The sequence below is a fragment of the Paenibacillus sp. cl141a genome (assembly GCF_900109305.1).
Classification (GTDB): Bacteria; Bacillota; Bacilli; order Paenibacillales; family Paenibacillaceae; genus Paenibacillus_AQ; species Paenibacillus_AQ lautus_A.
Genome location: NZ_FNZO01000006.1, coordinates 156,090 through 168,398 on the forward strand (window position 1 = coordinate 156,090; position 12,309 = coordinate 168,398).

General features: G+C 51.0%; 16 protein-coding genes. All 16 read right to left on the bottom strand.

The features are described from left to right. Nucleotides 1–69: 69 nt before the first annotated feature. The 16 genes from BMX45_RS18160 to BMX45_RS18235 all read right to left on the bottom strand — a co-directional run bounded on the left by BMX45_RS18160 (nt 70) and on the right by BMX45_RS18235 (nt 12,307). Entirely contained in the window at nt 70–1,044 is a 975-nt protein-coding gene (locus BMX45_RS18160) for a polyprenyl synthetase family protein (RefSeq protein ID WP_090910904.1), read from the bottom strand. Between the two features lie 159 nt (nt 1,045–1,203). Beyond that, nucleotides 1,204–1,806 (bottom strand): UbiX family flavin prenyltransferase, encoded by a 603-nt coding sequence (locus BMX45_RS18165; RefSeq protein ID WP_090910905.1) that lies wholly within the window; start codon nt 1,804–1,806, stop codon nt 1,204–1,206. Continuing rightward, the gene (locus BMX45_RS18170) at nt 1,806–2,678 is read right to left on the bottom strand and encodes a UbiA-like polyprenyltransferase (protein ID WP_009595147.1); all 873 of its coding nucleotides are present in this window, start codon (nt 2,676–2,678) and stop codon (nt 1,806–1,808) included. Before BMX45_RS18170 ends, BMX45_RS18165 begins: the two co-directional genes overlap by 1 nt. Further along, a complete protein-coding gene (locus tag BMX45_RS18175) occupies nt 2,671–3,429 on the bottom strand; it encodes a demethylmenaquinone methyltransferase (protein WP_090910906.1) in 759 nt (252 codons plus the stop codon). The genes BMX45_RS18170 and BMX45_RS18175 overlap by 8 nt, the downstream gene beginning before the upstream one ends. Nucleotides 3,430–3,438: 9 nt before the next feature. Further along, nucleotides 3,439–4,299, bottom strand: a complete 861-nt coding sequence (locus BMX45_RS18180; RefSeq protein WP_090910907.1) for a heptaprenyl diphosphate synthase component 1 — start codon at nt 4,297–4,299, stop codon at nt 3,439–3,441. 103 nt (nt 4,300–4,402) lie between these two features. Next, complete coding sequence (locus tag BMX45_RS18185) at nt 4,403–4,954, bottom strand: hypothetical protein (protein WP_015734526.1); 552 nt, start codon at nt 4,952–4,954, stop codon at nt 4,403–4,405. A gap of 113 nt (nt 4,955–5,067) precedes the next feature. Continuing rightward, the gene (locus tag BMX45_RS18190) at nt 5,068–6,030 is read right to left on the bottom strand and encodes a 1,4-dihydroxy-2-naphthoate polyprenyltransferase (protein WP_090910908.1); all 963 of its coding nucleotides are present in this window, start codon (nt 6,028–6,030) and stop codon (nt 5,068–5,070) included. Nucleotides 6,031–6,151: 121 nt separating this feature from the next. After that, nucleotides 6,152–6,730, bottom strand: a complete 579-nt coding sequence (locus BMX45_RS18195) for a DoxX family membrane protein (protein WP_090910909.1) — start codon at nt 6,728–6,730, stop codon at nt 6,152–6,154. Between the two features lie 177 nt (nt 6,731–6,907). Then, nucleotides 6,908–7,132 (bottom strand): trp RNA-binding attenuation protein MtrB, encoded by a 225-nt coding sequence (gene mtrB / locus BMX45_RS18200; protein WP_090910910.1) that lies wholly within the window; start codon nt 7,130–7,132, stop codon nt 6,908–6,910. An 85-nt stretch (nt 7,133–7,217) separates the two neighbouring features. Then, nucleotides 7,218–7,490: an HU family DNA-binding protein gene (locus BMX45_RS18205; protein ID WP_006209463.1), complete on the bottom strand. Its 273-nt coding sequence runs from the start codon at nt 7,488–7,490 to the stop codon at nt 7,218–7,220. A gap of 259 nt (nt 7,491–7,749) precedes the next feature. Continuing rightward, a complete protein-coding gene (gene spoIVA / locus BMX45_RS18210; RefSeq protein WP_009595160.1) occupies nt 7,750–9,228 on the bottom strand; it encodes a stage IV sporulation protein A in 1,479 nt (492 codons plus the stop codon). 606 nt (nt 9,229–9,834) lie between these two features. Then, entirely contained in the window at nt 9,835–10,587 is a 753-nt protein-coding gene (locus BMX45_RS18215) for a hypothetical protein (RefSeq protein WP_090910911.1), read from the bottom strand. A gap of 66 nt (nt 10,588–10,653) precedes the next feature. Then, nucleotides 10,654–11,013: a 2Fe-2S iron-sulfur cluster-binding protein gene (locus BMX45_RS18220; RefSeq protein ID WP_015734522.1), complete on the bottom strand. Its 360-nt coding sequence runs from the start codon at nt 11,011–11,013 to the stop codon at nt 10,654–10,656. A 60-nt stretch (nt 11,014–11,073) separates the two neighbouring features. Beyond that, the gene (locus BMX45_RS18225; protein ID WP_254778131.1) at nt 11,074–11,706 is read right to left on the bottom strand and encodes a hypothetical protein; all 633 of its coding nucleotides are present in this window, start codon (nt 11,704–11,706) and stop codon (nt 11,074–11,076) included. 1 nt (nt 11,707) lies between these two features. Next, the gene (locus BMX45_RS18230; protein ID WP_006209457.1) at nt 11,708–11,887 is read right to left on the bottom strand and encodes a DUF2768 family protein; all 180 of its coding nucleotides are present in this window, start codon (nt 11,885–11,887) and stop codon (nt 11,708–11,710) included. A 144-nt stretch (nt 11,888–12,031) separates the two neighbouring features. Beyond that, nucleotides 12,032–12,307, bottom strand: coding sequence for a stage VI sporulation protein F (locus tag BMX45_RS18235; RefSeq protein WP_009595189.1), 276 nt, complete (start codon nt 12,305–12,307; stop codon nt 12,032–12,034). Nucleotides 12,308–12,309 lie beyond the last annotated feature (2 nt).

The following is a 12,309-nucleotide window of genomic DNA, read 5'->3' on the forward strand; positions in this document are numbered from 1 at the left end:
CAATCCATGCTCAGGTGATGTTACATGTTTGTACCCGTATTTTAACAGAAAGCAACCTCATGGGTAAGGCTAATATGACCGCTTTGTAATAAAATTTGCGATATCTCTAAGGTGTTTTTTGGTCTTGATGTCAGGCAGCGTATCCAATGCAGCCAATGCTTTACCTATATACCGATCGGCCAGCGCCTCGGATCTCGATATGCCTTCGCTTGAGGTTACAAGCTTTACGGCGCCCGATACATCGCACTGGCCATTTAGTGCATGAATCCGTTCCAGCTCCTGCAGCAGCGGCTCTCTCCGCTGGCTGTCCTCGAGAGCAAAAATGACGGGCAGTGTAATGTTTCCCTGTCTCATATCGCTCCCCGGGGGCTTGCCAATCTGCTTCTCCGTCCCGCACAGATCCAGGAGATCGTCCTGAATCTGAAATGCCATGCCGACATTGTATCCGAATCGATACAGGCTGTTGGCCACCTTGCGGTCCGCATCCGCAGCCAACGCGCCGAGCTGGCAGCTGACGGCAATCAGGAGCGACGTCTTGCGGCGAATGCGGAGAAGATATCTTCTGACGTCCTGTTCGGTATTAAAGAAATCGCGTATCTGCTCCATTTCGCCAATGGACATCTCGACCATGGCCTTGGCCAGAATCTGATGAATTTCAGGCTGTTTCAGGTGAGTCGTCAACTGGAGCGCCTTGCCATAAATATAATCCCCGGTATACATGGCGATCCGGTTGTCCCACTTGGCCTTCACCGTGGGTTTGCCGCGCCGCGTGTCCGCATCGTCAATCACGTCGTCATGGACGAGGGAAGCGCTATGGATCAGCTCCAGCGGCACGGCCACATGCTTCAGCTTATCAATGTCATAGTCGCCGAATTTGCCGCCCATCAGGACAAAAACGGGACGGAGGCGCTTGCCGCCTGCTCTAAGCAGATGCAGGGAAGTCTCTGTCAGCTCGGGACTGTCGCCTTCGACGCTGAGGTAGAGCTCCCTCTCGATAACGTCCATATCTTTTTTTAATGTTCCGAATATGTCAAATCGTTTCATCTCTTCACCCGTATGCTTAGATTCTCATTCCATAACTCCGGCGCTACCTCGCGAATTCAGCAGGCCAAGCTCTGATGCGAACTTGAAATATAAGCGTAACCCTTCCTGTTGTCGTTCATCAAATCGCAGCACAGGTTAATGCCTGAACCATTGTTGTTGCTAGTCGCCCCATCTGGTGTACAATTCATGTTCGATGCGTACGCTGTCCAATACCTTGCCAACCAAAAAATGGACGATATCATCAATCGTTTTCGGTCCGTGATAGAAGGCTGGCATCGCCGGAATGATTTTGACCCCAAGCTTGGCCAGCGTCAGCATGTTCTCCAGGTGAATGGCATGCAGCGGCGTTTCTCTCGGGACAAGCACCAGGGGACGGCCCTCCTTCATCATGACGTCGGCGGCGCGTCCCATCAGGTTGTCGGAAGATCCGTGCGCCACCGAGGATAACGTGCCCATCGAGCATGGCATGATAATCATGCCTTCCACCAGGTAAGAGCCGCTGGCAATCGTAGCTCCGATGTCGGAGATCGGATGATATATCACGTTCCCCTCGAAACCGCCGAATTTCTCAGCCAGCACTTCCTCGCGGTTGCCCGCCTGAAAGCCCATTTCCTCCTTCAGCACGCGCCAGCCCGCATTGGAGATAATCAATTGCACATCGTAGCCCAGCGAGAGCAGGGTCTCCGTGAGACGAACCCCGTATATGCTGCCGCTGGCCCCCGTAATGCCGACAACCCAGCTCTTTCTCCGCATGGATTTCATCAGATGTAACGCACCACCAAATCAATGAGAGTGAATACAAACAGAATGATGCTCAGCGTACTGTTCATGGTAAAGAACGCGGTTTGCAGGCGGCTCATATCGTTTGGCGACAAGATGTAGTGCTGATAGAACAAAATTCCGCAAGCGATCACCATTCCCGCCAAATACCACCAGCCCACCGGCGTTACAAAGAAAAGAACGATAAAACCGACAGCCGTAACGACGTGGAACCCGCGAGCGAACCAGAGCGCCTTGTGCAGGCCGAACCGGGAAGGAATCGAGTACAGCCTTTCTTTTGCATCAAATTTCTCGTCTTGGCATGCATAAACGATATCAAATCCGCCCGTCCAAAACGCAAGCGCGATATAAAACACCATCGCCTTCCAGTCGATTTGACCGGTTACCGCAACCCATCCGCCCAGCGGGGCAAGCGCCGTTGTAAGACCGAGCACCAGATGGCAAAGCCATGTGAACCGTTTGGTAAAGGAATAAATGATAAGCATGAAAATAGCGATAGGCAGCAAACGGAAAGCAAACGGGTCCAGCATGTAAGTAGCCCAGAAAAACACGGCGAAAGACAGAATAATAAATATGATGACCTCCAGCGGCTTCAGCAGGCCTGCCGGAATGGCGCGATTGGCCGTGCGGGGGTTCTTGGCATCGATATGTTGGTCGGTGAGCCGGTTGAGTCCGAAAGCTGCGCTTCGCGCACCGAACATGGCAAGAAAGATCCAGCCGATATCTCCCCAGGACGGTAATCGGTCAAACACGACGGCCGATCCTAGAATCGCCCCCATAAAAGCGAAAGGCAGAGCAAACAGCGTATGCTCCACTTTAATCATTTCAAGATAAGTTCCTATTTTCTTAAACATCCAGATTCTCCTTGGTCCCAATATGTAAGGCTGCTATGCCACCAGTCAAGGGAAAGGCCTGAACCTGTTGAAGTCCGGTCTGACGGAAAGCTTCGGCTAACTCCTCTCGTCCCGGGAACAAAGCCAGCGATTCGGGCAGCCATTTATACTGCTCATAACGCTTGGCTACCAGTTTCCCCATCCGAGGCAGCACTTGTTGGAAATAAAAATAATAAATGCCTTTGAACGGCTGCCAAGTCGGCTTGGACAGTTCGAGACATACCACCATCCCGCCGGGCTTAACCACGCGTTTCATCTCACGCAGAACCTGCATGTAATCCGGCACATTGCGAAGACCGAAACCAATCGTCGCGTAATCGAATTGGTTATCTTCGAACGGCAGGCTCATGGCGTTTCCCTGAACCAGCTCGATCTGTGGTTCGAGTCCATGCTTGGCAACCTTCCCCCGGCCGACGTTCAGCATCCCCTCACTGAAGTCGAGTCCGACTATGTGTCCGGATTCACTTGCCTGGGCCATACTAATTGTCCAGTCGCAAGTTCCGCAGCATAGGTCGATGGCCGTATCGCCATGGCGCATGTTCATCTTTTTCATCGTATACTTGCGCCAGGCTTTATGTCTTCGAAAGCTGAGAATGTCGTTCATCAGGTCGTATTTGCCCGATATGCTTTCGAAGACGGAATGGACGTACTGCTCTTTCGGATTTTTGCCGTCATGCTTGATTGCGTCTAACTTGGTTGTTTGATTATCCACTGCATCCCCCTACCCTTCACTTACGACGGACCGATATGTGCTGAGCCGTTTCAGAAACGGGTCCAGCACACCGGTGTACGGGCTATCACCCACGCGCCCACCCAGCAGCTGCTGTACGGCGCTGACGGATTCCCGGAGCTTGTCCAGCAGCTTCTCCGAGGCCTTATGCTTCAGAATCAGCTTCCGCCAGTCCTTCATATCCGTTTTTCTGCCCACCAGCATTTTCCGTTCCTCGTCGCTGCCCGACTCGATCAGATGCCAGTACGCGTAGCCGCATCTGCCGATGTCAGGCGTCGCACAGCGTTCCATCTCCTGTACAAGCGTTTCACATTCCGTAATTTCCTTGAGCAGCTTCTCCCATGTTTCTTGCACGGACACCTCAAGCAGCGGAGTAAAAGAAAGAAACAGCTGCATATTCAGCTGTACCGTTAGCTGTAGATATTCTTCAGAAGGCAGCAGGTTTTTTTTCATTTTACCGTACAATCTCATCTTCATCACGTTAACTTCGCTTACCGCTTTGCTCAGTAGCGAGATGACGGCAATTTCGCCCTTAAGGGCCAGGAGCTGATAAAAACGGCTGCTGAAGTAATCCCCTGCGAGCACTCTCAGCTGCCGGGATCGCATCATTGCCTCTCCTTGATTGCCTTCCGTAACGTCGATGCTTTCATGCGTATCGAGTCCCACCTGAACCAGTGAGGTAACCAGCGCGTACAATTCTTCGTGTCCGGCAATATTCCGTCCCGAATCCATTAAAAATATGTATAACAAATGAACACGGGCGTCCGGAAAACCCGGAAGTTCCGTGTGGTTCTGAATCATATCATAATTTATATATTTCTCTGCCAGTTCTGGTACGCGATACGGTTTCATTCTCAGCCTCCGTGCACTTGATGTTCTTTTGTCCAATTGAGCCCACAATCCAATCTATTATAACACATGTTCAGGGCACGTACATGCCCTGTCATCTACTATTTTACCCCTTTCCAGGGCCGCTGAACTGCTTTGGCCAAAGATTCGTAAAGGTCAGGTTCAGCGCAGCGGCGACGGAAGGCGGCACATCCTCATTCTCCAGCTGGGTCAGGACTTCCGCATAGCGTGAATCCCATGCTTCCCTGTTCATATTCGAGGCCAGCAGCATATACCGTTTTCCTCCCCAGCGATCGATGGCAACCACCCTGAGATACAGCTGCCTCACATTATCCGTGCCATCGAACGAATAGGACATAATGCTGGCGATGTCCTCGTAAACCTCGGAGGCCGTCTCCGTAGCATCGCTCAATTTGATATCCAGCGTCAAAGCGCCTTCTTCATAGTCCGCCCGGCTTATCTGCAGATTCAGAGGTAGACTCATCAGGGAATCCACTAAGCCGGCATCGCTTAATTCGCGGCTGTGGTAAGGCACCGCCGCGGGTACAGCGCCGACCTTATAACGAGCTTGCGATTGGAGCCCCATCAACAGGCCAAGCAGGATGAATGCAATCGCCGCAGGCAAGAGTACCGCTTGTACGGATTGCCAATGCTTCATGACCGAAACCTCCTCTGTTCCTAGTTTCTTCCGCTCCTCTGAAGTCCATACCTCATTGTATAAAGAAAAAAAGCAGGCTATGCCTGCTTCTGGTAAAACGAACGGGGATTCGGTTAAAAAAGCGAAAGCGAGGTCAACGTCACGGCCACAGCCAGCGCCGCGATCCTGGCCAAATTCATGACCACGAAATTTTGCACCGCGATCACGAAGGTTTTCTCTTTGGATGGATGTGCGGTAAATGCGGCTCCTTTTTTATATACAGGGACAATGGTGACGAACACCAGCAGAACCAGCACAGGGTGCACCTTCATCAGAAGAAGAGCCGCCAGGTCCAGATAAGCAAGGCAGTACAGAACCCGGAACAGTCTCAGCGAATGCTTGAAGCCGATATATACCGGGAGCGTATACCGTCGGTTCTCCAAATCCTCATCCATGTCGCAGATGTTATTGGCCAGCATGATGTTGGCAATCCCGAGAATAGCCGGCAATGATACGACCAGAAGCAGCAGCACCTCGGGAAGGTTCACCTGAAGGGAGAGGACACTCCCTTGAATATCCATAACCGCCAGATGGCTGCCCTCAACATGGATCCAAGCCGAGATGAAAATGATGACAAACCCCATGAACAATCCGGAAAACAGCTCGCCTAGCGGCATCCGCGAAATCGGAATCGGTCCGAACGAATATAATATCCCTACGGCGAAGGACATTCCGCCAAGCAGCAGAATTAACCAGCCCGTGGACAGGAACAGCGCTATGCCGGAACCGACGGCCGTCAGCAGCAGCAGAGCGATGACGGTCACAACCGCCGGCTCATTCAGGTTATAACGTACGATGGCATTATGCTGCTCGTAACCGAAACCGTTCTTTTTAATCGCTTTTTTGTAATCGTAATAATTATTGACCGCCGTTGTTGCCATATCAAACGACAGCAATGATGCGAGCATCAGGGCAAAATGATATCCATTGAACTGCTGAAAACGAAACAGCGCATACAAAGTTCCGAACAGGAACGGGATCATGCTGGCTACCTTCGTCTGAATTTCCACCAGTTTAAAAAAAGCACGGATTCCCATAACCATCATCCTTTATCCATATTGATCTGATTTCAGATTAAAGGATTTCATGGCCGCGGTCTGTTCGATTTGTACTTGACAAACGCATGATGAAAGTGACGAATGTTACTTTTGGGCAGGATCAAACTTGTTCCGGAATATCCCTTTCCTTGCGCCTGCGGCTCCAAGGCGTACCCAGCAGCGGCAGCGCCCAGCGGTCCAAGCCGTACCAGCCCGCGACTTTCCAGGCCAGCACCAGCCATGTCGCCAATATAAACAACAACGGATTGGAGCTTACCGTACCCGCGAATAAAAAGCTGGCATTCATTAATCCGCCGAAAAACGCGGCAATACCGGTCAACAGGCCCAAAATCAGCCCGAGACCTACCAGGACCTCGCCGAAGGCCACCATATAGGCAAACAGCTTGGCATTGGGAAGCACAAACCCCTCAAGGAAAGAAGCATACCATCCGGTTACGTCCTTTCCTTCTTCCGCCTTTGCCAGCGCACCGCCGACAAAGCCCTTAATGGCCGTTCCGGCTTCGCTTCCCGTCCAGGCTTCGGCCGTCAGCTTTTTCAAGCCCGACGTTAACCATGCGTAACCGAGATACAGCCTTACCAGCAGCCATATCCACGCCGAGCGCGTACTGTTGAACAAAAACAGGGATACCGGATTTTCAGGGACCACGATATACTGTCCGTCTCTGTATTGTTTCGCCATGATTTCTGCAATCATCCTTTCGCGTTTTTATTCATTCCATTCCCGCTAGTATATCCATTGTTCGACAAAGCGGCAAGTGCATTTAACAATTCGTTAACACACACCCCACGCGAATAAACGCGAAATACAAAAAAGCCCCACCGAAAAGGCGGGGCTTTTTCCATATGATGATTTTCCTCAGATACCGGATTCGATCTTCCCGTGCTTGGTCATGATCTCGGCTTTGCCGCGTATTTTCACCGCGGACGTATGATCCGTGAACTGGGCGATGATGACTTCGCCTTTGTCCAGCTTCTCGGTATGATGAAAGCGGGTATCCTGGCCGCGGGTAAGACCGATTACCTGCACGCCATGGTCCAGCGCTTTGACAACAAAATAATCGCCGTTCTGAACGTTCTCCATTTTCCAGGCCTCCTCGCCGTAAGCCTAAAAGAAAAGGCCGTGAACGAATTCACGACCTGTGCTCTTAGGTAATATGTAGAAATCTTTATTTGATTCCGTCTTTGAGCGCTTTACCAGGTTTAAATGCAGGAATTTTGCTCGCAGGGATTTCGATTTCTTCACCTGTTTGCGGGTTGCGGCCTTTCCGTGCGGAACGCTCGCGAACCTCGAAGTTGCCAAAACCGACCAGTTGTACCTTGTCTCCACTTTGCAATGCTTCGGAGATGGCATCGAAAACGGCATCAACCGCTTTTGTTGCATCTTTCTTGGAAAGCTCAGTAGATTCAGCTACTTGTGTAATCAGATCCGATTTATTCATTCTTTCACCTCCCTAACAAGGAATGTGCTCCACTTGCTATTCACTGTTTCCGTTTTACCGCAAATTATACGTGCAATCGGGTATTTTACCCCTATCTCGCGTTTAGAATGCATGACGCGGAACAAATTTATAGTAATACAGCCATCTGATAATTTCAAGCGTTTTGCTTTGCTAGGCCAAAGAAAACACGAAAAACAGCCGCTAATCGGGACTTTTGACCCGTTAGCGACTGCATTCTCAACACCTTTCCGGCGCCCACTTAAAGAATGATTGCGATCAAACCGCCGGAGCCTTCGTTAATGATGCGACCCAAAGTTTCCTGCAATTTGTATCTGGCATTGTCTGGCATCATCGCGATTTTTCCTTGGATTCCTTCACGGACGATCGAGTGCAGCGAGCGTCCGAATATGTCGGATTCCCAAATTTTGATCGGATCGTTCTCGAAGTCCTGCATCAGGTAGCGCACAAGCTCCTCGCTCTGCTTCTCCGTGCCGATGATCGGCGAGAACTCGGATTCCACGTCCACCCGAATCATATGAATGGACGGCGCGGTCGCTTTCAATCTTACCCCGAAGCGGGTGCCTTGGCGGATGAGCTCAGGCTCATCAAGCGCCATCTCGGCCAGGGAAGGAGCGGCGATGCCGTACCCCGTCGTTTTGACCATCTCAAGCGCTTCGGCGAAGCGGTCGTATTCCCGTTTGGCATGGGAGAACTCCTGCATCAGCTGCAGCAGATGATCCTTGCCTCGGATCTCGACACCCACGACCTCCATCAAGATCCGGTCATACAGTTCGTCAGGCGCGAAGAGATCGATCTCGGCAACGCCCTGACCCATATTCATGCCGCTAAGTCCGGCATGGTTGATGAAATCGTATTCCATGAACTGGCTAACCACACGATCCACGTCACGCAGACGGCGGATATCTTTTACGGTATCTCTCACCGAGTTTTCATAGTTGCTGCGGAGCCAGTGGTTCTCGTTAAGCACCATAACCCAGCTCGGCAGATTGACATTCACTTCATGCACCGGGAACTCATACAATACCTCACGAAGCACACCGGTCACATCATCGTCGGTCATGGTTGCCGCACTCAGCGTCATGACTGGAATGTCGTATTTCTCTGCCAGCTCATTGCGCAGCTGAAGGGCTTCTTCGCTGCGGGGACGCGTGGAGTTAATGACAACAACAAACGGCTTGCCGACTTCCTTCAGTTCCTCGATGACGCGCTCCTCGGCCTCTACATAAGAGCTTCGCGGAATCTCCGCAATGCTTCCGTCCGTCGTGACAACCACGCCAAGTGTGGAGTGCTCCTGAATGACTTTGCGGGTTCCGATTTCGGCCGCTTCCTGGAACGGAATCGGCTCTTCGAACCATGGCGTCGAGATCATTCTCGGGCCATTCTCGTCCTCGTAACCCTTGGCACCTTCAACGGCATAACCAACACAATCGACCAACCTTACGTTGACCTCAAGGCCATCCGTAACCTTGATTTGTACCGCGTTGTTCGGCACGAATTTCGGCTCGGTCGTCATGATCGTTTTCCCTGCAGCACTTTGAGGCAGCTCATCGACAGCTCTTACTCGATCCGCCTCGTTCGTAATGTTCGGGAGAACAACCGTCTCCATAAACCGCTTGATGAACGTTGATTTTCCCGTACGGACGGCACCGACAACACCTAAGTAAATGTCCCCTCCGGTCCGTTCGGCAATGTCCTTAAAAATGTCCACTTTTTCCAAAAGAGATCCCCTCCTCAAATTACTCCGAAGGAAAAATGCTTTAAGAGCATCCGCTTCGTGTTCCACTCATAGCCAAAGCCATTGCAACAGATGAGCAGCCTTTACAATGTCGCCAGCATCCCGCCGCCGGTATTCCATGAGTTTGGATGGAAACGGCAAAGCGGCGTAACTCGTACATGCATTTGGACTAGTAACATCATATGTACCGGGTTCAAAAATATGACGGTTGCCCCTTAAAGTCCGTCCAGTTTTTTTTAAGATATCGAGTATGCCTGCAACTGCCAGACACGCAATCGAATACCGTAAGAAAAACCACCGCTCGGGGCACGGTCTGTCTTCGCGCTGTCACGCCTTTCAGACGCTTTCTAGTGCCTCATGATGTGGGCAACCGGCTCTTGCCCGCACTACTCTTTCAGATTATGAATATGCGCGGACTTTACTAGATATTCCAAAGAGATTCAGCCCTACTCAAATAAACGATCACAGAAGAGACTCGAGGATAAAAAAAGTAGACCCGCCTTATGGCTGCCGTACCTCATTCTTCAGGCAGAAACCGGCAACCAGGCGGGACCAAAAAAATACCCGCCGATATCGGCGGGTACGGGGTTAAGGTAGGGGCTGAGCCACAGGCTGCCCGTCCTTCCATGCATAGGGTACGGATTTTACGGGTACATAATAGGATTCCTTCTCCAGAAACACCCGTAAATCCTCTCCTTCTTTGGGCTCGGAGCCGTTCTTCTGGATAGCCTGCATAATATCAAAGGCATAATCGGCGTACACCGTGCCCTCTTCATCCATCATAAAAGGCATTTCCTGGCCCGAGTATACACTCATTAACTTAAGGGATTTGGCCTCGGTTTTCGACAAATCCACCGCCGTATAACCCGGGTAGAGGGCTTCCCCTGCCGGAAAGGCGTTGTCATTCGCCATTTTGTACAGATTCACGGCTCGCTGAACGTCATTCACCTTCTGAGCCGTTGTTAAGTCCATGACCTTCACGGTTGGTTCGGTTTCCTCATTAATAATGAGAAAATAACCGCTGCCGCCTTTCTCGAAAGCCGTATCCGGAATTTGGTCGATATATCCTCGGCCCTTCAGCTGATCCAAATCGACCCGGTATTTCTCATACTTCGGAATTTCCGCGCCTGCCGTAATGATCGGCAGAATTCCTTGCTCTTGATAAAAATCGTCCACGGCCGACTGAATCCGTTTGACACTTTCCCTATAGGAAACCTTGTTCTCCTGCAGCTTCTCGTCAGGATATAGACAACCTGTCAGCAACATTGGAAACAGCACCAGGACTAAGACGGCAGACATCCGCTTCGTACGGCCAGCCGCTTGGGTCATCCAAGTGTTCATACTCAACTAACATCATCCTTCGCTTTAAGAGGTTGTTCAAAAAACCGATCTTTTTGAACTCGCACTTTAAATAAAGTCATCGGGCTCCCGATTCCTCGCTGCCTCCAGCTGCTTGCGTATCGCGGCTTTAAGGGGATCCTCGGGGATTATCACCTTCAAATGGCTCGTAATCCTCGTCTGGCAGGATAACCGGTAGCCTTGTTCCATCATCGACGTTCCCAGTTTCCTGATTTCCTTGGTCTCAGGAGCAGAGCAATGTCCGCGTTCCTCATCCGGTACCAGGATCTTGCACATCAGACAGCCTGCTTTACCTCCGCAACGGGTCGGAATGCGTACTCCGGCACGACGCGAGGCATCCAGCACATTCGTGTTCGGACGAACCTTGACCTTCTTCTGATCCGGCAGAAATAATACCTCGTACTCCAACGGTAAACCGCTCCTTTTCTTATGTACCCGCTCTTCCATGCTGCTGTTTCGATTACCGCGCTATGACTGTAGTCCGATTAATCGCTTCAATACCAACCGATGTTCCCCGCTCAACCGGTTTCGGCTTAACAACCGCTGAAGCAGCGGCAAATGTTGGTTCATATCCCTCAACATCGCCTCCGCAATGGCCTCGTAACGATCCGGCCTGTCTCGAAGCACATTAAACACCAGTTCGTGGGATAACGGCATCAGCCGTACCGTTACGTCCCGTATGTGACGCGCTGGCGCTGCAGGATAGAGCAATTGATCGATTTCAACGCGATAGGAGGAACCCTCCGAATTCACTTCAAATCCGCCCACAAGTTCAATCGGGACTCTCTCTAATTCATAGTGGCTCAGAATGGAAGAATATATCCCTTCCTGATCGAGTCGGGGAGCGTCTACTGCCAGAAGGGCCAGCGCCTCATGCAGCGGCTGAACCCCCCCTGCATCGGCGTAAATATCGATATCCCTCGGCGGCTTGCCTAATTCTACGCCCTGAAGGAGCAAACAGCAGCTTCCACCCAGCAGCCAAGCGACAGGCGCCTGATTCAGTTTGTGAATGGCGGTAGCTAACGCCTTCTCCAATTCCGGCAGATCATTCAGCGTCATGCTGCACCCCTTTACCGTATCTTCCCGGAAGCGGCTTCCCATACTAAATGATGGAAGCCAGTCCGATAATAAAACCGAAAATCATCATCATAAAGGCCACAAACGATAACGTGCCGCGCAGAAAACCTTTGGTCTTGCTTCGCGCAAGCGTAACCACGATGACGGACAGCGCCATAATCAACAATGCGACAAGGGACAGCCACATCTTTTGCATCGGATCCATGTCACGAAACTCTCCAATCTCTCTTCAAATTATTCAACCTATTATATCACGAAAATGATAGTGCCTCACCCTGAGTATGGCGAAAAAAAGAACAAAAGCCGCATTCCCGCAAAGGATACGTCTTTTGTTCATGATCAGCATATCTTATTTGTTCATCATCATTTTCATCAAGGCTTCCATATTGCTCGGATTCATGCCGCTCTTCTTCACCGCTCCGACAATTTCCTGAATCGTATCCTCGCTGACAGGTATGTTCGCCATAGCAGATACCTGCTTGATCAGCTGGCGGAGCTGGGCTTCATTTTGCATAGTAGACGGCTTAACCGTGCTAGCCAGCTTATTGACAGCCCCTGAAGAAATTTTCTTGCCGCTTTTCTTGTTAATCGCATTCAGTACATCCTTGTGAAAGCTTTTGCTCATTT